24 protein-coding genes and 1 pseudogene are annotated in these 20,632 nt (G+C 65.5%); 10 read left to right on the forward strand and 15 right to left on the reverse strand.

What is annotated here, in order from left to right; genetic code table 11:
- The 6 genes and pseudogenes from Mrose_RS18725 to purD form a co-directional block, all read left to right on the forward strand.
- Positions 1-212: pseudogene (locus tag Mrose_RS18725) on the forward strand (IS630-like element ISAva6 family transposase); the annotation flags it as partial.
- A gap of 45 nt (positions 213-257) precedes the next feature.
- Complete coding sequence (locus Mrose_RS00715) at positions 258-449, forward strand: hypothetical protein (protein WP_182482619.1); 192 nt, start codon at positions 258-260, stop codon at positions 447-449.
- Positions 450-985: 536 nt separating this feature from the next.
- Positions 986-1,303, forward strand: a complete 318-nt coding sequence (locus Mrose_RS00720) for a hypothetical protein (protein WP_119275524.1) — start codon at positions 986-988, stop codon at positions 1,301-1,303.
- A gap of 77 nt (positions 1,304-1,380) precedes the next feature.
- Positions 1,381-3,504, forward strand: coding sequence for a hypothetical protein (locus Mrose_RS00725; protein WP_119275525.1), 2,124 nt, complete (start codon positions 1,381-1,383; stop codon positions 3,502-3,504).
- A gap of 13 nt (positions 3,505-3,517) precedes the next feature.
- Positions 3,518-3,727 (forward strand): hypothetical protein, encoded by a 210-nt coding sequence (locus tag Mrose_RS00730; RefSeq protein WP_119275526.1) that lies wholly within the window; start codon positions 3,518-3,520, stop codon positions 3,725-3,727.
- A 69-nt stretch (positions 3,728-3,796) separates the two neighbouring features.
- A complete protein-coding gene (purD, locus tag Mrose_RS00735) occupies positions 3,797-5,047 on the forward strand; it encodes a phosphoribosylamine--glycine ligase (RefSeq protein WP_119275527.1) in 1,251 nt (416 codons plus the stop codon).
- On the opposite strand, the gene Mrose_RS00740 is transcribed toward purD, so the two are convergent.
- A complete protein-coding gene (locus Mrose_RS00740) occupies positions 5,032-5,811 on the reverse strand; it encodes an inositol monophosphatase family protein (protein WP_119275528.1) in 780 nt (259 codons plus the stop codon). The two genes, purD and Mrose_RS00740, sit on opposite strands and share 16 nt — an antisense overlap.
- Before the next feature lie 109 nt (positions 5,812-5,920).
- Here Mrose_RS00740 and Mrose_RS00745 point away from each other — a divergent pair, with 109 nt between their 5' ends.
- A complete protein-coding gene (locus Mrose_RS00745) occupies positions 5,921-6,238 on the forward strand; it encodes a PEGA domain-containing protein (protein ID WP_119275529.1) in 318 nt (105 codons plus the stop codon).
- 54 nt (positions 6,239-6,292) lie between these two features.
- On the forward strand, positions 6,293-6,997 hold the full coding sequence (locus Mrose_RS00750; RefSeq protein WP_119275530.1) for a hypothetical protein: 705 nt from the start codon (positions 6,293-6,295) through the stop codon (positions 6,995-6,997).
- On the opposite strand, the gene prmC is transcribed toward Mrose_RS00750, so the two are convergent.
- The 11 genes from prmC to Mrose_RS00800 all read right to left on the reverse strand — a co-directional run bounded on the left by prmC (position 6,978) and on the right by Mrose_RS00800 (position 15,464).
- Positions 6,978-7,817 (reverse strand): peptide chain release factor N(5)-glutamine methyltransferase, encoded by an 840-nt coding sequence (prmC, locus tag Mrose_RS00755; protein ID WP_119275531.1) that lies wholly within the window; start codon positions 7,815-7,817, stop codon positions 6,978-6,980. The two genes, Mrose_RS00750 and prmC, sit on opposite strands and share 20 nt — an antisense overlap.
- A 9-nt stretch (positions 7,818-7,826) precedes the next feature.
- The gene (locus tag Mrose_RS00760; RefSeq protein WP_119275532.1) at positions 7,827-8,090 is read right to left on the reverse strand and encodes a glutaredoxin family protein; all 264 of its coding nucleotides are present in this window, start codon (positions 8,088-8,090) and stop codon (positions 7,827-7,829) included.
- A complete protein-coding gene (locus Mrose_RS18525; protein WP_147371541.1) occupies positions 8,087-8,308 on the reverse strand; it encodes a hypothetical protein in 222 nt (73 codons plus the stop codon). Before Mrose_RS18525 ends, Mrose_RS00760 begins: the two co-directional genes overlap by 4 nt.
- A 12-nt stretch (positions 8,309-8,320) precedes the next feature.
- Positions 8,321-9,694 carry a mercury(II) reductase gene (gene merA / locus Mrose_RS00765; RefSeq protein ID WP_119275533.1) on the reverse strand — a complete coding sequence of 458 codons (1,374 nt, stop codon included), beginning with the start codon at positions 9,692-9,694 and terminating at the stop codon, positions 8,321-8,323.
- The gene (locus Mrose_RS00770; RefSeq protein WP_119275534.1) at positions 9,691-9,918 is read right to left on the reverse strand and encodes a heavy-metal-associated domain-containing protein; all 228 of its coding nucleotides are present in this window, start codon (positions 9,916-9,918) and stop codon (positions 9,691-9,693) included. Before Mrose_RS00770 ends, merA begins: the two co-directional genes overlap by 4 nt.
- Positions 9,919-9,967: 49 nt before the next feature.
- Positions 9,968-10,375: a heavy metal-responsive transcriptional regulator gene (locus tag Mrose_RS00775; RefSeq protein WP_119275535.1), complete on the reverse strand. Its 408-nt coding sequence runs from the start codon at positions 10,373-10,375 to the stop codon at positions 9,968-9,970.
- A gap of 104 nt (positions 10,376-10,479) precedes the next feature.
- Positions 10,480-11,112 (reverse strand): SCO family protein, encoded by a 633-nt coding sequence (locus tag Mrose_RS00780; RefSeq protein ID WP_245969377.1) that lies wholly within the window; start codon positions 11,110-11,112, stop codon positions 10,480-10,482.
- Between the two features lie 4 nt (positions 11,113-11,116).
- Complete coding sequence (locus Mrose_RS00785) at positions 11,117-11,515, reverse strand: copper chaperone PCu(A)C (protein ID WP_182482620.1); 399 nt, start codon at positions 11,513-11,515, stop codon at positions 11,117-11,119.
- Between the two features lie 52 nt (positions 11,516-11,567).
- Positions 11,568-12,407 carry an urease accessory protein UreH domain-containing protein gene (locus tag Mrose_RS00790; protein ID WP_119275537.1) on the reverse strand — a complete coding sequence of 280 codons (840 nt, stop codon included), beginning with the start codon at positions 12,405-12,407 and terminating at the stop codon, positions 11,568-11,570.
- Positions 12,408-12,453: 46 nt separating this feature from the next.
- A complete protein-coding gene (locus tag Mrose_RS00795; protein WP_119275538.1) occupies positions 12,454-13,194 on the reverse strand; it encodes a WD40/YVTN/BNR-like repeat-containing protein in 741 nt (246 codons plus the stop codon).
- Between the two features lie 596 nt (positions 13,195-13,790).
- Positions 13,791-15,464, reverse strand: coding sequence for a long-chain-fatty-acid--CoA ligase (locus Mrose_RS00800; RefSeq protein ID WP_119275539.1), 1,674 nt, complete (start codon positions 15,462-15,464; stop codon positions 13,791-13,793).
- Between the two features lie 162 nt (positions 15,465-15,626).
- On the opposite strand from Mrose_RS00800, the gene Mrose_RS00805 reads away from it, so the two are divergent.
- Positions 15,627-15,998, forward strand: a complete 372-nt coding sequence (locus Mrose_RS00805; RefSeq protein ID WP_119275540.1) for a cupin domain-containing protein — start codon at positions 15,627-15,629, stop codon at positions 15,996-15,998.
- 107 nt (positions 15,999-16,105) lie between these two features.
- On the opposite strand, the gene Mrose_RS00810 is transcribed toward Mrose_RS00805, so the two are convergent.
- Positions 16,106-16,765 carry a hypothetical protein gene (locus Mrose_RS00810; RefSeq protein WP_119275541.1) on the reverse strand — a complete coding sequence of 220 codons (660 nt, stop codon included), beginning with the start codon at positions 16,763-16,765 and terminating at the stop codon, positions 16,106-16,108.
- Between the two features lie 137 nt (positions 16,766-16,902).
- Here Mrose_RS00810 and Mrose_RS00815 point away from each other — a divergent pair, with 137 nt between their 5' ends.
- Positions 16,903-18,072 carry a M20 metallopeptidase family protein gene (locus Mrose_RS00815; RefSeq protein WP_119275542.1) on the forward strand — a complete coding sequence of 390 codons (1,170 nt, stop codon included), beginning with the start codon at positions 16,903-16,905 and terminating at the stop codon, positions 18,070-18,072.
- 117 nt (positions 18,073-18,189) lie between these two features.
- Here Mrose_RS00815 and Mrose_RS00820 read toward each other — a convergent pair whose 3' ends face one another.
- Positions 18,190-19,254 (reverse strand): DNA adenine methylase, encoded by a 1,065-nt coding sequence (locus tag Mrose_RS00820; RefSeq protein WP_119275543.1) that lies wholly within the window; start codon positions 19,252-19,254, stop codon positions 18,190-18,192.
- 34 nt (positions 19,255-19,288) lie between these two features.
- Positions 19,289-20,533, reverse strand: coding sequence for a flavodoxin-dependent (E)-4-hydroxy-3-methylbut-2-enyl-diphosphate synthase (gene ispG, locus Mrose_RS00825; protein WP_119275544.1), 1,245 nt, complete (start codon positions 20,531-20,533; stop codon positions 19,289-19,291).
- Positions 20,534-20,632: the final 99 nt, after the last annotated feature.

Consider the following 20,632-nt stretch of genomic DNA (forward strand, 5'->3'; position numbering starts at 1 on the left):
CCGGTCTGCTGCTGCTGCACCTACCGCCCTACACCCCGGAGCTCTCCCCGGCGGAGCCGGTGGTGCCTCTGCTGCGGGAAGCGGTGGCCAATGAGAGCTTCCCCAGCTTGGAGGCTTTGCAAGAGCGTCTGGTAGAGCGCTGTGTCTATCTCCAGGAGCACCCCGAGGTCATCCGGGGGGTGGCGGGGTTCAGGTGGATCCCCAATGGATGACTATCTATCTAAGGTTGGTATTACTTCTTCACCTTGGAGGGCAGTGTGACGGTTCCCTCGGTCATCTGGTTCATCCGCACCGACGAGGGGTGTATTGCCACGACCTTGCCTGGGTATTCGGATCAGGGTGAACTTTCTTTCGTGGTAGACCTCAGTCGCCTGCAGAAGCCGGGCGATGCCTATACCGCACCCGATCCGATGAATACAGGGTGGGAGCTTCGCTTCGAGCGCAGGTAAGGCATTAGGGCTCGTGCAGGGTAGGTCCGTAAGCTGGGGCTCTGCCGAGGGAGGTGGCTGCGATGAAACGCCGGGGCAAACGGGGGTCTTCCACAACATGGCCTATTTCGAGGGTAGGTTCCCGGAGTTTCTCGCGGCGACCCGTTAAGCGCGGAGTAAGTGAAGGGGGGCTTGGCTTGGGCCGGTCCGGCCCTCGACCGGGGAAAATTGCCGAGCCAAGTCCCCCCAAGGCCACTCCCTGCTGACACGGCAGAGGTGTGACTCGAGCCATGGGGAAAACAGGCTACCTGAGAGCAGTTCTCCTGGGGTGGGTTGGTGGCAGAGGCCCCCGGCCCGTGTGGGCTTGGATGTGGGGCAATAACCGGCGCGTTTCACGACTCCTCCTCATCGGGCTATCTATCGTGGGCGGGGTGGCTCTTGGCCCTGCGCCCGGTCAGGCGCAGGTTGCGGGGCTTGAAGTGCACAGCCCAACCCGCACGAAGCTTCCGATTATCGCGGCTACCAGACCCGTAACGGGCCCCCCAGGGAGGTCAGCCATGGTTACGGCTCTATTGGGCGTGTGGGTTCAGGACGATATCGGCCCCGTCCTCACCTTGAGGAAGCGCTATCACTTCAAGCCGGACGGCTCGTATGAGTTCGTGTTCACCTCGCGAAACACCGGGAGTCTGGAGGAGAAGGTTCTGGTCAGGGAGGAGGGGAGGTTTGCTGTCGAGGCGAACCGGCTGACGATTTCCCCCAAGGCTGGCCGCCCTAGGTCGTTCCCGTGGAGGGTCGAGAAGGATCCCTACGTAGGCGATGTTCGACTGGTGCTGGTGCTTCCTGACGGGACGCTCGATGTCTATTACCGGCAATAGCAGTGGGCCCTGAGGGGGGCCTCGATGGGGGAATGAGTATGGGAAGCAAACCTCACGGAGTCGCTCGGTGGTTGTTTATGGCCGTTCTTTGGGCCCTGCTGGGCTCGTGCGGCGGCCCTGGGAACCAGCCCCCACCGGGCGGTGACCGGCCCAGCAGCTTCCAGCTCATCGACGAGGCAGTGGCTCGGGGGGAGCTCGACCAGGAAACCGGCTTGGTCTACAAGGTTTACTCGGTCTTCGCCGATAAGCGGCTGCCCGGAAAGTACCTGGGCGACGACCGCAGGCGCGACGGCACCTGGCTGGTGGCCAGGGTGACCCAGACCTTTGGCCAGCTCTCCCCACAGGCCCAGGCCACGCTGAAACCCTTCCTCCTCACCCCCCCTGAGCCGGGGAGCTGGTTCGAGCTCCAGGAGAGCACGGGCCAGTCCCTCAAGGCTCAGACCACCGAGTGGGGCACGGTGGGGACCAAGAATGGCAAGGTCAAGATCTGGTACCAGAAGCGCTACCCGGCCGACGGGGCCCGCGCCCAGAAGATCGCGGACGCCATCGACAACACCATCTGGCCCCTACTGACCGAGGCGATACCGGTCGGCCTGGGGTTGAAAGAACCCCTGCCCGACTGCGGGGCTACCTGTTCGGAAGGGGGCGGGGATGAGCGGCTCGACATCTATCTGGTCGACGTGAATCGCTCGGTGACGCACTTCTACTGCTGTCAGGGAAGCTGGGCCTACATCCTGCTGGAGCGGACCGCGACCTTCGCCGACGTAGCCCACGAGTTGATGCACGCCATCCAGGCGGCCTATCCCTTTGCCTCCCTCGAGGAGTACCGCTGGCTGCTGGAGGCGACTGCGGCCTGGGCCGAGCAGTACGTCTACCCCAAGAGCAACCAGGACCCCGACTATCCCGCCACTGACGAGGAGCACGGCGTTGCTCCCAAATTCCTGCTCATCCCCGAGTCCCCGCTGGAGACGGTCAATGACGACCACGAATACGGGGCCTACTTGCTCTTCTTCTACCTCCAGTACGGGCTTTCCCGACCCGAGATCGTGCGAAGCGTCTGGGAGAACGCTACCAAGGCCGACAGCCTCGAGGTCGTGGACGCCGCCATCCCCGGAGGCTTCAGGGAGCGCTGGCCCGAGTTCACCCTTTACAACTGGAACCAGGAGCCGGTGACCCACTACCGGCGGTGGGACGGGCTGGGGAAGGGGGCCAACATCGTGACCGGCTTCCAGATCGGCCTGGCCGGGGAAGACCTCCTGCCCGCCGACGTCCATCACCTTTCGGCCTACTACTACACCGCCCGGATCACCTCCGAGAGCGTCCGCACCTTCATCGTCGAGAACCCCTTGGCCGCTGGGGGCGAGCCCACGGCCCGGCTCTGGGGCATCGTGAAGATCGGCGGCCAGTGGCGGCCACCGGAAGACTGGACGGCCCTTGAGCGCAAGAAGTTCTGTCGTGACAAGCCCGAAGAGCACGTGGAGGAACTGGTCCTCATCATCAGCAACAGCAAGTGGCAGGACCGCCATCATCGCCTGGGGGCCGGCGAGGTCAAGCTGGTGGCCAAGGAGAGCGGCTGCGGATGCGGTGAGGTGGCCAGCATCACCAGATGGACCGGCAACGCCTCGTTCTCCTATAGCGTGCTTGCCGACGACGGCAAGCTCCGGATCAACGAGGCGCAGAGGAGCGCTGGGGTCTCCGGCACCCTCAAGGTCTTCAGCAGTGGACCGGGAGGGATCGCCTTCCTGGGCAGCCCTACCGGCACCGGAACCATCGAGAAGAGCGCCCATGTTTACGAGAACGGGAAGCTCGAGCTCATGTACCAGCTCTTGGGGAGCGGTAGCCCGATTCCCTTTGAATCGGTCGAGCGGGGCTCGCGCCTACTCCTCAATCTCGATACAGTGAACTGCCGTTTCAACGTCCACGTCGAGGTGTATGTGGTGGCCACCCTTACCGATCGTGACGGCAAAACGGCTCAGGTCGAGGCCACGGCAGGCATCTTCCAGAGCGCTTGGCATCCGATCCCCGAAAGCCTCGTGCTCAGCGGCGGCGGCCCGTACCCGGCGCACTCCGACCACTACATCGTGCAGCAGCCTGAGCTTTCTGACTGGTTCCTGCAAGACGATTTCTTGATCTTGCAGATCCTGGGAGAGGACAACCTGGGCGCGGCCAGCGTGTCCTGGGGCTTCGCCCCGGTTCAATAGGACGGGAGACCCCATGAACCCCAAAGCTGGCCAGGTCTACGTACTGCGCATCTGGTGGGAGCCGGACCAGGAGGGCACGGTTTGGCGGGCTAGCTTGAGCCGGGGCGGGAAGGGGAAGAAGCACCTGTTCGCCAGCCTCGAGGCCCTCCTGACCTTCCTCGAGGAGGAATGGGGGGGCCTCGAGGGATCCGGATCACTCTCCCCAGGTGACGAGGTTGAGTAGGGGCCCCTACAGGGCGGGAAACTTTGTAAGCAGGGTGGCCTTCTCTGAACAAGCCGTTAGAATGGCGACGTGAGAGTTTTAATAGTGGGCTCAGGCGGGCGCGAACACGCCCTGGTCTGGAAGGCGGCCCAGTCGCCCCTCGTCTCCAAGCTCTACGCCGCACCGGGCAACCCGGGCATGGCCGAGCTGGCCGAACTGGTGCCCATCACCGAGGTGCGCGAGCTGGCCGACTGGGCGGCCCGCAACTCGATCGACCTGGTGATCGTGGGCCCGGAGGCCCCATTGGTGGAGGGGCTGGCCGACCGGCTCGAGGAGCGGGGCGTCAGGGTCTTTGGCCCCCGCCAGAAAGCGGCCATGATCGAGGGTTCCAAGGCCTTCGCCAAGGGGCTGATGGAGCGCTACGGCATCCCTACCGCCTCCTACCGCACCTTCAGCGACCCCATCGAGGCGCTGGAGTACCTCGAGCAGGTCGGGGCGCCCATCGTGGTCAAGGATTCCGGCCTGGCGGCGGGCAAAGGCGTGACCGTGGCCAGCGAGCTGCACCAGGCCAAGCAGGCGGTGATCAACATCCTCTCCGGACCCGAGCCGGGCGAGGTGGTGATCGAGGAGTTCCTCACCGGCCCCGAGGTCACCGTGCTGGCCGTGACCGACGGCCAGACCATCGTGCCCTTGCTCCCCTCGCAGGACCACAAGCGCCTGCGCGATGGGGACAGGGGTGAGATGACCGGCGGCATGGGGGCCGTCTGCCCCTACCCCCTCCCGCCCGAAACCCTGCGCGAGGTGCAACAGCGCGTGCTCGAGCCCCTCATCGCCGGCTTGCGCTCGGAGGGTGTGATCTACAAGGGCGTGGTGTATGCCGGGCTGATGCTCACGCCAGGCGGGATTCGGGTGCTCGAGTTCAACGCCCGCTTCGGCGACCCCGAGGCCCAGGCCATCCTGCCGCTGCTGGAGACCGACCTCATCGAGTTGGCCCTGGCCGTAACCGAGGGCCGCCTGCGCGAACTCGAGCTGCGCTGGCGCGAGGGAGCCTCCGCCTGTGTGGTGCTGGCCGCGCCCGGTTACCCCGAAGACCCCCGCAGGGGTATCCCCCTGAAACTGCCTCCCCAGGCCTCCGATCAGGTGCTCTACTTTCACGCCGGGACCAGGCGGGTAGGTGATCAGCTCCAAAGCAACGGGGGCCGGGTGCTCAACGTGGTGGGCCTGGGTGCCAATTTGCGCCAGGCCCTCGAGCGCGCTTACCAGGGCGTGGCCGCCGTGGACTTCCCCCAGGCGCAGTTCCGGCGGGACATCGGGCAGAAGCTGCTTCAGAGCCTGCCGTGAATCGTATCCAGCAACTCCTGGTGGATGCGAGCGTTGGAGGCTACGAGGTAGCGGTTGCCCAGATGGTAGGGCTCGCCGTGGATGCCCGTCACCATGCCACCCGCCTCCTCGATCAGCAGCCGGCCCGCCGCCACGTCCCAGGGGTTGAGCTTGACCTCCCAGAAGCCGTCCAGCCGGCCACAGGCGACGTAGGCCAAGTCGAGGGCGGCGGCACCGGGGCGGCGCACGGTGATGCCCTTGAAGAGCACGCGCTCGAGGTAGGTCAGGTTCTCGCGGTCGCGGGCTACGTCATAGGGGAAGCCGGTGGCGACCAGGCTGCCCAGCAGCTTGGGGGACTGCGAGACCTGGATGGGCCGCCCGTTGTGAAAGGCCCCTCCTCCCTTGGTCGCGGTGAAGAGTTCGCCCCTGGCGGTGTCCAGCACCACCCCCACCACCACCTCCCCGCGCACCTCGAGGCCGATGCTCACGCAGTAGAAGGGGAAGCCGTGGGCGTAGTTGACGGTTCCGTCCAGCGGGTCCACGATCCAGCGGTACTCCCCCTCTCCCTCCTGTCCCCCTTCCTCACCCAGCACCACGTGGCCGGGATGTCGCTGCTCGATGAGGGCGCGAATGGCGGCCTCGGCCTCCTTGTCGGCCTGGGTCACCACGTCGGTGGGGGTGGACTTGGTGCTCTGGGTGAAGCCTTTGTCCTGGTAGAGCTGGTGGATGCCCCGCGCTACGAAGGCCGCGGAAAGGGCGGTGTCCAGGAAGGGTCGCAGGTCCATACCTGCCTACCATACCAGAGGTGGTGCGCAGAGTCCGACGTCCGATCTGCTGGCCTTTTCCTCATGAGCCGCAAACCCTCCGCGGCTTTAATCGAAGCTGGAGGAACCCATGGGACTGCGCTTCGTTCTCGCCTTTTTCGCCTTGCTGCTGGCCGGGTGCTTCCCGGTCGTCGTGGAAGTTCCCCCACCGCCTGGGGTGACTACCCTCGAGGTCCGCACCTCTTCGGCGCAGGCCATCGTCTTCGTGGACGGGCGTGAGGTCGGGCGGGTGGGCCAGGACCGGGTGCTCGTCTTTCCCCGCATCCAGCCGGGCACCCACGAGGTCGTGGTGCTGGCCCCTGGTCACGAGGTCTTCATCCAGACCATCCGCATCGCCTCGGGCCAGCATCTCCTGCTCAACGTGACCCTGCGACGCCTGCCCCTGTAACGTCAGGGTAACCCGCCTCGAGCTACCCTTCCCCTCAAGTGAGGGGAGGACGCGATGCGGGCGCTGAGCGTGAGGCTCAAGCTCAACCAGATTCGTTGTATGGGCGAAGGCAGCGCCGCACCTTATTTGTGGACGGTGTTTTTCAAGATCGACGGCGACACCGCCCGGCTGGGCCCGCTCCTCACCCTGAGGGGTACGGCCACGGTGCGAGGAACCCTGAGAAACCAGAGCAATCTGCCCGACCACGACGTCGATCCCGGTGAGGTGATCGCCGTCCCTTCGCTCGTCGGGGAGTTCAACACCGCGCTCAGGCCGATCCCGCTCGAGCGACCCATCGGCAACGTCCGCGAAGTGGGCGGGGTGGTGGGCTGCATCGCCCTCCTGATGGAGGAGGACAACATCCAGGCTTCCGCCATTGCCAAAGGCCACATGGCCCTCGACGAGGCGGTGCGGGAGTGCCTCGACCGGTTGATGCCCACCCTAGGCTTCGCCCATCCCCAGCCCACCGAGGCCGATCTCGCCGCCACGTGCTCGAAGATCGCCGGTGCCGTGACCAGGGCCGTCAAGGACAGCGTCTGGGCGTGGGACTGGTTCAGGGGCTTTGACAGCGTGGACGACCGCATCGGCAGCGGGGTCTTCTGCTACACTCACGCCCAGCTCGAGCAGGCCGTCGGCACCCCCGGCCTGGAGATCTACCGGCGCTGGAGCAGTGAGGGCGATTGGGAGCTGCGCGGGCGGGTCACGGCGAGCTTCGCATAGGGCTCTGGGCCACCAGAAAACGGTATCTTCCCCTCAGGTCAGCTCTGAGCTGAACCCCTTGCCAACCCTGACTCACTGCCTCCTCGGCCAGGGTTGGCGCGTTGTCAGGGGAGAGTTCCAGCGCCAACCAGCCGCCGGGCTTGAGCGCTTTTTGGGCCTGCGATAGCAGCCCGCGGGGCATGCTGAGCCCATCGGGGCCGGAGTACAGCGCCGCGTCGCGCTCGAAGGCCAGTTCAGGCGGAGCCTCCTGGCGGTAGGCTTCTGGCAGGTAGGGTGGGTTGGAGATCACCAGGCCGAAGCCGGCGAGTCCGGCGGTGAAGGGCGCTTCGAGTACCCGCACCTCCAGATCGAGCCTGGCCGCGTTTTCCCGCGCCAGCTCCACCGCTGCCGGGTCGATGTCGGTAGCCCACACTTCGGCGTCGGGCCGGGCGTGCTTGATGGCCAGGGCGATGGCCCCCGTGCCCGTGCCCACGTCGAGGACTCTGGGTCTTTGGCGTGGAGTGAGTAACCCCAGCCCGATCTCCACCAACTCCTCGGTCTCGGGCCTGGGGATGAGCACCCCTTCGCGCACCTCCAGGCTCAGGCCGAAAAACTCCACATCGCCCAGCAGGAGCTGTAGGGGATAACCTTCCAGGCGCCGCTCGAGCCAGCTTCGCGCCCTGGCTTCAGCTTCAGGCGTGACCTCCTCGCCCAGGCGCAGCAAAAGCCTCTGGGAAGAGGTCCTGAGGGCCTTGGCCAGCAGCCAATAGGCTTCCTGGCTGGGTTTGTGGGCGCTCTCGAGGCGGTTTCCCAATTCGTTGAGCAAGGCCCGGACCGTCACGACTGAAGCTTACCGTGAGGCCCCCCGGCTGAGAACTTCCCGCAGGCGGGCCAGCTCCTGCGGACCTGGAAGCCCCACCAGCACCACCTGGCCATCTACCACCAGGCTGGGAACCGCCCTCACCCCGTACTGCTCGGCCAGGGCACAGCAGCTTCCATCACGGCACTCTGCGGCACGATGGATGATCCAATCCACCTGGGGGAAATGGTGCTGGAGCATCTCCTCGGCGCGCTGGCACAGCCTGCAACCGGCGCTGAAAAGCTCGACCTTCATGTTCCCTCCTTGTGTTCGCACAAACCGTTGACCTGATGTACAGCCGCTTTCCAGGCCTCGAGCGGTACCTCTTTACCGGTGAGCGCTACGTAAAGCAGCGCATCGTAGGCGCAGAAGACGTGGACCTTGCTCCCGTCTGCCCGCAGAAGCTGGTAGCGGGCGGGTTTTGGGCTTTGGATGTGCCGTAACAACTCGCTCTGCTGGGAGTTGGGCGTCATGGACCACCTCCTTCACGCGCAGCACGAAAGCATCCCCACCTCAGTGTCTAGGGCTTGGGCCACCAGTCGGATGCCCTCGGCCAGGGTCAGGTAGGGGTGGAAGGTGTCGATCAGGTCGCGGTAATTGAGTCCGAACCTCACCGCCAGCACCGCCTCCTGCAGGGCGTCGCCAGCCTCGGGGGCCAGGATGGACAGCCCCAGCACCACCCCCTCGGCGTCCACCACCAGCTTGAACATTCCCCGCGGGTCGTGCTGCGCCAGGGCCTTGGGGAGTTGCTCGAGGGGAAGCCGAGACACGCGAATGGCTGAACCGTATCGCTGGCGGGCTTCCTCCTCGGTAAGCCCCACCGTCGCCAGGGCGGGGTCGGTGAAGGTCACGCGGGGTACGGCCTGAAGCTCGAGCGCTTCCTCCCCCCCAAGTGCGTTCCGAGCCGCGATGCGCCCGGATTGGGCCGCCACGTAGACGAACTGGGGTAAACCCGCTGCGTCACCTGCTGCATAGATGCGGGGGTTGCCACTCCTGAGGCGTTCGTCCACCCGAATCTCCCCCCGTGGGCCCAGCTCGACCCCGGCGGCCTCGAGGTTAAGCCCCTGGGTGCGGGCTTTGCGCCCCGTAGCCACCAGCAGGCGCTCAGCTCGGTACGTTCCGCCATCGGTGTGTACCCGGAATTCGCCTTGGCGCTCCACCCGTTGCACCCTGACCCTGGTGTGGACCTCCAGCCCTTCGGCCTCGAGGTAGCCCTTGAGCAGCGTGCTGAGTTCGGGGTCTTCGGCAGGGAGCAGGTAGGGGGTGGCTTCCAGCACCGTCACTTGGGTCCCCAGCCGGGCGTAGGCCTGGGCGATCTCCAGGCCAATAGCCCCCCCGCCGATGACCAGCAGGGTGCTGGGGTGCGTGTCGGGGGAAAGGGCCTCGAGGTACGTCCAGGGCTGGCTTTCGGCCAGGCCGGGGATGGGGGGCAGAGTCGGGACGGCACCGGTGGCGAGCAGGTAACGCCGGGCCTTGTGGGCCTGCCCGTTCACCTCCAGGGTCTCCCCGTCCAGAAAACGGGCCTGGCCGTGGATCACCGGGACGCCTGCGGCTTGGAGCACCTCGGCGTACTTCTCCTGGCGCAAGCTGCCCACCAAATCATCTTTTTGCTGGATGACCCGCTCCAGGTGGACCCTCTCGGCCTGGGTCTGGATGCCCTGGAAGGGGTGACGCCCGGCTTTGTGGAAGGCTTCGGCGGCGCGCAGCAAGGCCTTGGAAGGCACGCAGCCCACGTTGACGCAGGTCCCGCCCAGGACCCCGCCCTCGATGACCGCGGCCTTGGCCCCTCTCGAGGCCGCCTCCAAAGCCGCGGCCACCCCCGCCGAGCCGCTGCCCACGATCAGCAGGTCGTAGCTCATCGCGCCTCCTCGGGAATGGCCTGGGCGGGATACCCCACGGCTTGCAGCTCGTCGAGCCAGGCTTGCAGGGGGGCTTCCCCCGCCACCGTAGCTTCCTTGCGCAGGTAGTCCACCCGTGCCCGCACCGTTCCGGGCACGCGCTTGAGAGCAGCTTCCACCGTGCGGATGCAACCTGAGCAGTGTATCCCCGGAACCTTGAGCCTGTACTGTCGTGTGTTCTCCATGGCCCCACCCTAAACCCTGGAGCGGGCTCCAGGGTCAAGGGGGTGGAGGTCAGGCCAGGGTGGAGTCCAGGTAGACGCAGTGGTCCTTGCCGTCGCAGGCGGGATCGGGGTGGGCCTCGGCCCACTCCAGCCGAGAGGCCAGGGCATCGTGCAGGGCAGTGAGTTCGGCGATGCGCTGCTCCAGCAAGGCCACCTTCTGGCGCAGCACCCGGCGCACGTCGGCGCAGGGGGGGCGGCCTTCGTGCATGACCTCGAGCACCGCCCTGATCTCCTCCAGCGTCAGACCCAGGGCCTGGGCCTGCTTGATGAAGCGCAGGCGCCGCACGGCCTCGGCCTCGTAGAGGCGGTAGCCTCCCTCGCTGCGTCCCTCCGGGCGCAACAAGCCCTCCCGCTCGTAGAAGCGCAGGGTGTCACGGCTGACGCCGGCCACCCTGGCGAGCTCGCCAATGCGGTACATGCTTTCAGGTTAAACCCTGGAGAGAACTCGAGGGTCAGCGACTCCACAGTGGGCCTGCTAGGGCAGGTGATCTACCGCGCGGTATTCGTCGCTAAAATCACCGTTTACCTTCGGGAGAGCACCCAGTGCACATCCTGCACCATCTGCCCGGTCTGGGCGGTCTTGCCTCTGGAGTAGATCAGCTCGAGCTGCCCTTTGGGGTTTACCAGGAAGACCGCGGAGGTGTGGGCCACCAGATACTGCTCCGGCGATTCGGCGCTCTGCGTGAAATAGCCGACCCCGTAGGCTTTAGCGATTGCCGCTATCGTTTCGGGGTCGCCGCTCAGGCCGATAAAACTGGGGTCGAAGGCTCGGGCATAGCGCCCGATCAGCTCAGCGGTGTCGCGTTTGGGGTCGGTGGTGATCATCAACACCTGCACCCTGGCCTGCTCGCTGGGCGAGAGAGCCTGGTAGACCCTGGCCAGCTCGAGCATGGTAAGTGGGCACACGTCCGGGCAATTAGCATAGCCGAAGAAGATCAGCACCGCTTTGCCCCTGAAGTCGGAGAGTCTGTAGCTTTGGCCCCCCTGAGCCGTCAGGTTGAAGTCGTAGGCCACCCTGGGGGGAAGCAGCCGGGTGCCAAAGGGCTGGTAAGTCGGTAAAAACCGCGGGTAGAGCAGGATTAGCAGCAGGGCCAGCAGGAGCAGGCCAGCCAGGGCCAGCAGCCCCCGCCGCAGGGTTTTCGTGGAAAGGGTCACGGTTTCACCTCCTCACCTCCGCCAGCACCGCGAAAACATCGCCGTCGTCTAAACGCAGGAGGATGGGCACCAGATCACCGGGCTCGAGGGAACGGCTGAGCTTGAGCAGCACCAGCGTGTAACCCCCTCGCTTGAGTTCCAGCCGGCCCCTGGCTGGCACCTCAAGGGTTTGGATCACCTTATTCCCCTGGCGCAGTTCCACCCTCTGGGCCACCGGCGAATCGGCTGCGATCACCTTCACTGCCTTGTTCTCCTGGTTGACCAGCGCCGCATACACGTAAGCCTGGCCCGCCTCGAGGCGGACACGAGGGTTCTCCGCCCTGAAAACCCCAGGGCCGTGCGCCAGGGCCAGCCCTAACAGGGTCAGCGTCAACAGCATCCGTGTCGTCAGCACGAGATTCATCACCATCTCCCATGATCCCCGCTACTCGAATCCGGGTCCGCAGCGGTGCTCCTTACACGAACCAGTACATCAGGGTGTCATAGAGCCCCGCCAGGACCAGAACGACTCCGCCGGCGAGGTTTAGCCGGCGCCCGCTACGGCGCATCCCGCTCAACACCTCGCCTTTGGGCTTGCCTCGGTCGAGCAGCGCCAGGATGAGCAGCACCGGCACTGCCGTGCCCAGGGCGAAGAGCGCGGGGAATATCAGCCCCACCCTCGAGGCCACCGCCATGGGCAGCATCACCCCGAAGAACAAGAAGAACATCGTGGGGCAGAAGGCCAGCCCGAAAGCCACCCCCAGGGTGAAAGCGCCAAGGCTGCCGCCCCTGGCCTGGGCCCAGGCTCCCAGCTGGCCCAGCCCCAGGCTCGGGCCCGGCAGGCGGATCAGCCCCAGCAGCAGGAAGCCCATCACCACCATCAGCGGCCCCAGCACCCGGCGGACGCCGGTGAAGAGCGCGCCGGGTGCGGTGAAGGTGCCCCCGAAGACCCACACCGCGATACCTGCGAGGAACAGGTAGACCAGCGCCTTGCCCAGCAAGAACCACCCCACCCGCCTCCAGGCTGATCCCTGGGCCTGAAGCGCATCCTGGGCAAACCAGGAGATGGCAGCGGCGTTGGTGGAAAGCTGGCAGGGGGCGAGGGCCCCCAGCAAGCCCAGCAAGAACGCGCTCAACAGGGGTATCCCCAGCCCAAGCCGCAGGGTGTTGATGGGTTCGGCCAGCCAGGTGTAGGGCTGGTTGGCCAGGGCATAGAGGCTCGGAGCCAGCCCCGCCAGTTGCGGGCCGAGCAGCACCAGGGTCAGTCCCAACCCAGCCAGGAACCCCAGGCCCAGATAGGGATGAAGGTTTCTCATCGCGTTGGGTTCTCCCGTCCCTGACCTCGATCGGCGTATAACCCCATCATTTCCGCCACACCCGGCCATTGCTATCCACCCACACCAATTGGGTAGGGTTCTTGGGGTTTACCGCCAAAGCAAGCACCGACCCAGCAGCAACCCGCTTCCAACTCGAGGTAGTACGCTGCCAAAGCCCCTGCTTACCCCCGGCATAGAGGGTTCCGTCCGGGGCTACCCGGAGCACGTAAACCTCGGGTTCAGGACTGGCGATGGCTTCAAGACGTGGCCCTTGCCTTTGGAGCAACCCTAACCCTGGTACAGCCAGATATAGCCTGCCGTCCAGCCCGACCGCCATCACCGGGCTGCCCTGGGGGGCTTTGCTCCAGCGCTTGCCCCCATCCTGGCTCATGTACAGACCGCTTGCGGCTTCGTAGGCGTAGTGCAGCAGGGAGTTTTGCGGGTGGACGGCGTAGCCGTGCAGATCGAGCCCGGAAAGCCCGCTGGGCTTGAGTGGGCGAAAATCCCTCAGGTTGTTGCTCTCGAAGTAGACTTCGTGCCCCGCTACTATCAGGCGTTTGCCGTCCCAGGCCAGGTTCATGGCATCCCAATTGGGTTTGCGCACCAGGTCTTGCCAACTCTTTCCCCCATCGCCAGAGACCTGTATCCCGTCGTGGTGCCCGAGCAGGATGCGCCCGTCGGGAAGCCACAGCAGAGCGTGCGCATCGCGGGTGGCGATCTGGCCCATGTGGGCTTGGGCCAGGGCCAGGCCCGGCATGAGGAAGCTCAGGAGCGCCCACCGCTTCATGCTCCACCTTCTGAACAAGTTGTCACAGTCATCCAAATTCCCCTTATCTCAAGCTTGCGCTCTTCTCGAGCTCACCAGCATGAAGCTTGCAGCCGTGCTGCCGAGCTCGTACCCGGCAGTGCCTCGACAGGTGGGTTCAGGCTCGAGGTGGGGGTTCGGGGATTTCGCCAATTGGGTGAGGGATAAGTAGGGCAGAGGGCGTAAGGGGAACCCAGCGGGGTGTTTGGGGGATTAGCTGCCAGACCTCCACCCTGAGCCAGACCGCGCAAGTGCCCACCGAGGTGCAGGGGAGCATCGGTGCCTGGCTGCAACACCCAGGCATCGCTGGCGCAGGAGGCTCGCCGATTTCATGGTGCACCGCTCCCTCGGGGGAAGGCATCCCCATGTTGAGGGAAAGGAGGGGCTGCGCCAGAGTTAAGCCCAGCAGCAAGAACACACAAAGCCACGACCTGACAAACAGGGGCTTGTGGGTCTTGAGCTGCCGTAGAAGCGACATTTCAATCGACCCGTAGTGTAACAGACAATGGCGCGAGAAGACATCGATCAGCCTGGACTCCAGGCTCGAGCCCCCCTGGCTTTTGTAAAGAGCGAACGCTTCAGCTCGAGACCTTCTCCTGGGCTATCTGCTCGCGCAACTCGCGCTTGAGCACCTTGCCCACCATGCTCTTGGGCAGGCTCTCGCGGAACTCGTAGATACGGGGAACCTTGTAGGCGGCCAGGTTGGCCCGGCAGTAGCGGTCGAGCTCCTCCTGGGTCACGCTCTGGCCGGGTTTGAGCACCACGTACGCCGCCACTGTTTCGCCGCGGTAGGCGTCGGGAACGCCGATCACGGCGGCTTCCTGCACCGCGGGGTGGGCGTACAGCACTTCCTCCACCTCGCGGGGGTAGACATTGTAGCCACCCGCGATGATCATGTCCTTCTTACGATCGACGATGTAGAAATACCCCTCCTCGTCCATGCGGGCGATGTCGCCGGTGAGAAGCCAGTCGATCACGATGGCCTTGGCGGTTTCCTCGGGGCGGTTCCAGTAGCCCAGCATCACGTTGGGGCCACGGATGGCGAGTTCCCCGATCTCGCCGGGAGGCATTTCCTGTAAGTCGGGGCCGACGATTTTGGCCTCCACGCCGCTCATGGGCAGGCCGATGCTCCCCATCTTGCGCTTGCCCATCACCGGGTTGCAGTGGGTGCAGGGGGAGGCTTCGGTGAGGCCATAGCCCTCGACCAGTTTGCCCCCGGTGAGTTCTTCGAAGCGCCTGGCGACCTCGACGGGCAGCGCCGCCGAGCCCGAGATGCAGACCTTGACCGTCCCCACTTTGCGGCGCTCGATGCCGGGGAAGTTGTTGAAGCCCACGTAGAGGGTGGGCACGCCGGGGAAGTGGGTCACGCTGTGCTTCTCGATGGCCTCCACGCAGGGCTTGACCTCGGGCCGGGGCAGCAGCACGATCTTGTAGCCCTCGGCGATGCCGTAGTTCATGGCCACGGTCATGCCGTAGACGTGGAAGAAGGGGATGGCTCCGAGCATCACGCCCTTGCCCTCGAGCTCCTTAACCGGATACCAGGCGATGGCCTGGTAGGTGTTGGCGACGAGGTTGCGGTGCGAGAGCATGGCTCCCTTGGCCAGCCCGGTGGTGCCCCCCGTGTACTGCAGCAGGGCCACGTCGTCGGGCTTGGAGTTGTGAGGGTGCTCGATGGGTGGGTTGTTCTTGAGCAGGGTCTTGAAGCTGTGCCGCTTGGGGTCGGGGGGCAGGCTGACCCAGCGCTTCTCGCGGCGGGCCTTGATGGGGAAGAGCAGGTTCTTGGGGAAGGGCAGGTAGTCCTGAATGCCGGTGGTGATCACCCGCTTGACTCCCACGTCCCCGGCGATCTCGGCATAGCGCGGCCACAGCATGTCGAGAATGACCAGGGTTTCAGCGCCGGAGTCGTTGAGCTGGTGCTTGAGCTCGCGGGGGGTGTACAACGGGTTGACATTGACGCAGATGCCACCTGCCGTCAGCGTACCGTAAAAGGCGATCACGAACTGCGGGCAGTTGGGCAGCATGATCGCTACCCGTTCGCCTTCCTGCATGCCCAGCGAGCGCAGTGCCTGACCGAAGCGTCGGACTGACTCCCAGAGCTGCTCATACTTGAGGGTGTAGCCCATGAACTCCAGAGCTACATTGTCCGGGTACTTCTGAGCGCTTTGCTCGAGCAAGCGCCACAGGGGGACCTCGGGATAGGTGATGTGTTCTGGTACGCCGGGGTCGTAATGTGCCAGCCAGGGTTTCGCCATGCTTGAACCTCCAGGAGCCTTTGGGCGCTGTACTTCAAATCTTAGGGGATTTTTATACCGAGTTCAAGCAGTAGTCCCACCGCTAAACATTAAGCCCATGATTGCTAGACGCGAGGGTTGATTACTCCTATTTTCCGATATTCGGGCCAATAAACTGTGCTCATGGATGCCTTAGTACGCTCACAAGAGAGTGTTCCTGCCCATTCTGTCGAGCGCAGCCAGGATGCCTTCGTTCAGGTCCTCATCGGCCCCGAGGATGGAACCGTGCACGCAGTAGTGCGGCGTTTTACCTTGCTTCCCGGGGGCAGGATTCCTCGCCACAAGCACCCCACCGTGCAGCACCAGCAGTACGTGCTTTCTGGCCAGATGCGGGTAGGAATCGGTCCCGAGGTGCGGGAGGTTCGGGCAGGAGACGCGCTATTGATCCCTCCCGACATCCCGCACTGGTATGAAAACCACACCGGCGAGCCGGTGAGCTTTTTGTGCATCATCCCCCGCACCAGCGGCTACGCCACGGTGTGGCTGGATGATTAAGGCGCGGTCGTACGCGGAACGCAAGACGTCTTGGCCCTCGACCCTCGACAAACCACGGGCCACAAGCCCCACGGCTGAGTGAGGGCCGACAGATTAGCGCTTAGCGCTCAGGGCTGCTGCAAGCGCCAGCGGATGCCCTCGGGCAAGGTGGTCGAGCTGCTGATGTTGACGATCCACTTGTCCTTGACCACCCGGTACTCGGCCAAGACGTAGTTCCAGCCCTGCTTGGCCTCGAGGTCGAGGTTGAGGGTCACGTCCTGCCAGAAGCCCAGGAAGGTGCTGGGGCAGTCGATGGTGCCCTTCATGGTGGTGTCCTGGTCGAAGTAGTCGAGGTAGGCGTACTTCTGGCCGGGCTCGAGCACCGGCTGCTGGTTGGCCAGGATCACGCTGCCCAGGCTTTTGCCGCTGCCGTCGAGGGGCAGCAGGTCCACGCGCAGGTGCTTGATGGTACTGGGGCTGTACTGGTAGGAGGTCTTGACGATGCAGCCGTTGCCCTTGGTTCGCCAGGTGTCGGGCACCAGGTTCTGCTGCGTGAGCAGGGCGGGGTCGGGGGTGGGAAGCTGGTACTGCAATTGGCCGCCGGAATCCACCGGGCTCTGGGTGAGCACGGTGGTCCCGCTCTGGAAGCGCAGGGTGCCGCTCGCCGCCGGCCAGCCGAGGATGGCGACGCTGCCACCCGATGCGCTGGGACCGCTGACCGCACCGCTGCACGCGCTGAGGACGGCCAGCAGGCCGAGCCCTACCCCACGCAGGAAGAATCGCTTCATCAAAACAACCTCCAAAAAGTCGCGCTCAGGCTAACAGTGATTTTTGCCGTTGTCAACGATATTAGAGCCGTGCGAGTGTGGGATGAGAAGCATGGCAGGGCCCCGCCACGCGGCCCGCTTTACGATAAGCTCTGCTCATGGACCTGACCCAGCGTCTCACCCAGCTTGTCCCCAGCATGGTCGCCATGCGCCGCGATTTTCACCGCCACCCTGAGCTGGCCTTCCAGGAGCACCGCACCAGCGCGAAGCTGGCTGAATACCTCGAGGCCCTCGGCCTGGAGGTCACGCGCGGCATCGCCACGACCGGGCTGATGGCCCGGCTCAAAGGCAGCAGGCCAGGGCGCACCGTGCTGGTGCGGGCCGACATCGACGCCCTGCCCATCCACGAGGCGACCGGAGCCGACTATGCCTCGCAGAACCCTGGCGTCATGCACGCCTGCGGCCACGACGGCCATGCCGCCATCGCCGCCCACGTGGCCGCGGCCTTGAGCGAACTGCGCGAGGAGATCGCCGGTGAGCTGCGCTTCGTGTTCCAGCCCGCCGAGGAGATCGTGCAGGGGGCCCGCCCCATGATCGAAGCCGGGGTGATGGAGGGGGTGGACGCGGTGGTGGGGCTTCACCTGTGGAGCCAGTTGCCCGCCGGGATGGTGGGGGTGCGGCCCGGCCCCATCATGGCCGCCGCCGACGCTTTCACCCTCATCGTGCGGGGCCGCGGAGCCCACGCCGCCACCCCTCATTTGGGCACCGACCCGGTGCTGATCGGGGCGCACCTCATCACTGCTTTGCAGAGCCTGGTCAGCCGCGAGACCGACCCGCTGCTCTCGTCGGTCATCACCATCGCCACCGTCACCGCTGGGGAGGGAGCCCACAACATCATCCCCGAGCAGGCCGAACTCAAGGGCACCTTGCGCACCTTCGACGCGGGCCTGCGCCGGCACCTGATGCGCCGCATCGAGGAGCTCTCGAGCGGGCTGGCTTCGGCCATGGGCGGCAGCGCCGAGGTCGCCTGGCGACCGGGCTCCCCGGCGGTGGTCAACGACCCGGCCATGACCGAGCGCTTCCGCGCCATCGCCCGCGAGCGGGTGGGGGACAAGCTCATCGAGATCCCCCCCATGATGGGCGGCGACGACATGGCCGAGTTTCTGCTGCGTGCCCCCGGCGTGTACTTTTGGGTGGGCGCCGGTGACCCCGCCAGCGGCAAGGACAAGCCCCACCACCACCCCGCCTTCGACATCGACGACGAGCGGGCTCTGCCCCTGGCCGCCGAACTGCTGGCCCGCACCGCCCTCGACTTCCTGCGGGGGTAGGTTTTGAATGCTGGAAGATCGTAGGTCGAACACCGAACGCTGGGCGCCCTTTCTCTACTCACCAAGGGGAGATATCCACCAGCCACCCGCCCTCGACCCTCGACGTGCCAGCAGCCTCTAATCGGCGGCCATGCCCGCCGACTGGGCTATGGCCTCGTACACCTTGCGGCTGTGCGTGGCCACGAACAGGAACTCGTGGTTCTCGGTGTGCGAGATTTTGCCCACCTTCTGGCCCTGGGGGTTGTAGATGCCGATGCGTGCGCCCACGTAGCGGGTGTGAGGGCGACTGAGGCGGTGGACGTAGCCCCAGTCGCGCAGCATGGCCTCGATCTCCCCAGCCCGGAAAAAGCCCTCGTCGTTGAAGGAGACCACCAGATGCCTCGCCCGGATCGCGCCCAGCAGGCGTTGCATGGCCTCGCCAGCCTCGCGCCTGGAGTTGAAGGCGCTTTTGCGCTGCTGCACGTCCACCCGCTTGTGGGCGACGCCGTAGGTCTGGGGTCGGTCCCACAGGGTGAGGGTTTCCCAGACGTGATAGTTGCCCAAATAGGAGTGCTGGTTGTAGGGCGGGTCGAGGTAGAAGAGGTCGGCCTCGAGCCCCCGCGCTACCTCGAGCGCGTCCTTTTGGAGGGCTTGCCCCGTGCCCGGCAGCAGGGGAGGGTATTCCAGCCGCAAGTCGTTGTACGAACGCCTGGCCCAGCGCTTGAGGTAGGCCATCTGGATGCCGGTGGTCGAGTCCACCCGGTCGGCGGCCAGCATCAAGCTGGTCAGCAGGACGGCCCGCAGGAGGGGGTCGCCCTGGGCTTCGGCCTCGAGCCCCTCCCGGATGGCCTCGATGCGCGCGCCGTTGTGGGGCTGGAAGTAGCGTGAGTGTTCGCAGTAGGCGCGGGTGAACCAGCCCGCTCGAGGGGGCAGCGCGTTGAGCCGCTGAAGGATGGGCTCGAGGCGCTCCCGGCTGTACACGCCCGCGTCGGCTTCGACCAGGGCCTGGGCCAACACGTGGGCGTAGCTCATGAGGTCGTTGCTGATGACGTAAAACCCCCGCTTCTTGAGCGCGTGGCCGACCCTGGCGGTGCCTGAAAACAGGTCGGCCACGGAGCGAAGGGGTTCTTGATGGTGAATGGTCTCGATGGCTCCCATGATCCAGGGCAACAGGGCACGCTTGGAGCCGATGTACTTGACCATCGCGAGTATCCTACCCGCAGCCCGGCTCAAGGAATCAGCGTTTCACGTCTTGCCCGTGCTGCGCAGCCTTGCCGAAGCGCTTCTCGACGTAGTCATTGACCAGATTCATGAAGTCCTCGGCAATGTGGTTGCCTTGCAGGGTGGTGGCCAGTTGCCCGTCGATGTAGACCGGGGCTCGAGGGTGCTCGCCGGTGCCGGGCAGCGAGATGCCGATGTCGGCGTGCTTGGACTCGCCGGGGCCGTTGACCACGCAGCCCATCACCGCCACCTTGAGGCTCTCCACGCCGGGGTATTGGCTGCGCCAGGTGGGCATGTTTTGGTTGAGCCGCCTCGAGACCTCCAGGGCGAGTTCCTGGAAGAAGCTGCTGGTGGTGCGCCCGCAGCCGGGGCAACTCGAGACCGTGGGGTTGAACTGGCGCACTCCGATGCTCTGGAGGATCTCCAGCGCTACTTCCACCTCGCGGGTGCGCGGCTCGCCGGGGGCGGGAGTGAGCGAGACCCGGATGGTGTCGCCGATGCCCTCGGTGAGCAGGGGCACCAGGCCGGCTGCCGAGGCCACGATGCCCTTGGGGCCCATGCCCGCCTCGGTGAGGCCCAGGTGCAGCACGGCGTCGGTGCGGCGGGCGAGTTCGCGGTAGACCCACCACAGGTCGGGGGCGTTGGAGATCTTGGCCGAGAGCACGACCTGCTCGGGGCGCAGGCCGTAGTTCAGGGCCCACTCGTAGCTGCGGATGGCCGACTCCACGCAGGCCTCGAGCGTCACCTGGTGCGCGTCCTTGGGGTTGGTGCTCTTGGCGTTGGCGTCCATCATCTCGGTCAGGAGGCCCTGGTCGAGCGAACCCCAGTTCACGCCGATGCGCACGGGCTTGCCCAACTCCACGGCGACTTCGCACATGGTCTTGAAGTTGGGGTCTTGCTGCTTGCCCTTGCCCACGGTGCCGGGGTTGATGCGCAGCTTGTCGAGCGCGGCGGCCATGGCGGGGTACTTGCGCAGCAGCAGGTGGCCGTTGAAGTGAAAATCGCCCACCAGCGGCACGTCCACACCCAGGTCCAGCAACCGGGCCTTGATCTCGGGCACGGCCTTGGCCGCGTCGTCGTCGTTGACGGTCAGGCGCACGAGCTCCGAGCCGGCCCGCGCCAGCGCCCAGATTTGGCCGACGGTGGCCTCCACGTCGGCGGTGGCGGTGTTGGTCATGGACTGCACGGCGACGGGGTGATCGCCGCCTAGGGGAACTTTGCCGACCCACACGGTGGGGGTCTTGCGACGAGGGCTCAACATGGCCGTATGCTACCTTGCGAGGGTCAGCCCAAAGGTAGCGTCATGCCGGAATTTGGTTCTGCTGGAGCCGAAAAGGTGCAATCGGTCGTGGAAAGGCCC

Source organism: Calidithermus roseus, assembly GCF_003574095.1.
GTDB lineage: Bacteria > Deinococcota > Deinococci > Deinococcales > Thermaceae > Calidithermus > Calidithermus roseus.

Excerpts from the sequence above, each read along its gene's own strand:
- Mrose_RS00720 (WP_119275524.1), top strand. The coding sequence starts at position 986 with ATGGTTACGGCTCTATTGGGCGTGTGGGTTCAGGACGATATCGGCCCC.
- Mrose_RS00725 (WP_119275525.1), top strand. The coding sequence starts at position 1,381 with ATGGCCGTTCTTTGGGCCCTGCTGGGCTCGTGCGGCGGCCCTGGGAAC.
- Mrose_RS00730 (WP_119275526.1), top strand. The coding sequence starts at position 3,518 with ATGAACCCCAAAGCTGGCCAGGTCTACGTACTGCGCATCTGGTGGGAG.
- Mrose_RS00740 (WP_119275528.1), bottom strand. The coding sequence starts at position 5,811 with ATGGACCTGCGACCCTTCCTGGACACCGCCCTTTCCGCGGCCTTCGTA.
- Mrose_RS00745 (WP_119275529.1), top strand. The coding sequence starts at position 5,921 with ATGGGACTGCGCTTCGTTCTCGCCTTTTTCGCCTTGCTGCTGGCCGGG.
- Mrose_RS00750 (WP_119275530.1), top strand. The coding sequence starts at position 6,293 with ATGCGGGCGCTGAGCGTGAGGCTCAAGCTCAACCAGATTCGTTGTATG.
- Mrose_RS00760 (WP_119275532.1), bottom strand. The coding sequence starts at position 8,090 with ATGAAGGTCGAGCTTTTCAGCGCCGGTTGCAGGCTGTGCCAGCGCGCC.
- Mrose_RS18525 (WP_147371541.1), bottom strand. The coding sequence starts at position 8,308 with ATGACGCCCAACTCCCAGCAGAGCGAGTTGTTACGGCACATCCAAAGC.
- merA (WP_119275533.1), bottom strand. The coding sequence starts at position 9,694 with ATGAGCTACGACCTGCTGATCGTGGGCAGCGGCTCGGCGGGGGTGGCC.
- Mrose_RS00770 (WP_119275534.1), bottom strand. The coding sequence starts at position 9,918 with ATGGAGAACACACGACAGTACAGGCTCAAGGTTCCGGGGATACACTGC.
- Mrose_RS00775 (WP_119275535.1), bottom strand. The coding sequence starts at position 10,375 with ATGTACCGCATTGGCGAGCTCGCCAGGGTGGCCGGCGTCAGCCGTGAC.
- Mrose_RS00785 (WP_182482620.1), bottom strand. The coding sequence starts at position 11,515 with ATGAATCTCGTGCTGACGACACGGATGCTGTTGACGCTGACCCTGTTA.
- Mrose_RS00790 (WP_119275537.1), bottom strand. The coding sequence starts at position 12,407 with ATGAGAAACCTTCATCCCTATCTGGGCCTGGGGTTCCTGGCTGGGTTG.
- Mrose_RS00795 (WP_119275538.1), bottom strand. The coding sequence starts at position 13,194 with ATGAAGCGGTGGGCGCTCCTGAGCTTCCTCATGCCGGGCCTGGCCCTG.
- Mrose_RS00800 (WP_119275539.1), bottom strand. The coding sequence starts at position 15,464 with ATGGCGAAACCCTGGCTGGCACATTACGACCCCGGCGTACCAGAACAC.
- Mrose_RS00805 (WP_119275540.1), top strand. The coding sequence starts at position 15,627 with ATGGATGCCTTAGTACGCTCACAAGAGAGTGTTCCTGCCCATTCTGTC.
- Mrose_RS00810 (WP_119275541.1), bottom strand. The coding sequence starts at position 16,765 with ATGAAGCGATTCTTCCTGCGTGGGGTAGGGCTCGGCCTGCTGGCCGTC.
- Mrose_RS00815 (WP_119275542.1), top strand. The coding sequence starts at position 16,903 with ATGGACCTGACCCAGCGTCTCACCCAGCTTGTCCCCAGCATGGTCGCC.
- Mrose_RS00820 (WP_119275543.1), bottom strand. The coding sequence starts at position 19,254 with ATGGTCAAGTACATCGGCTCCAAGCGTGCCCTGTTGCCCTGGATCATG.
- ispG (WP_119275544.1), bottom strand. The coding sequence starts at position 20,533 with ATGTTGAGCCCTCGTCGCAAGACCCCCACCGTGTGGGTCGGCAAAGTT.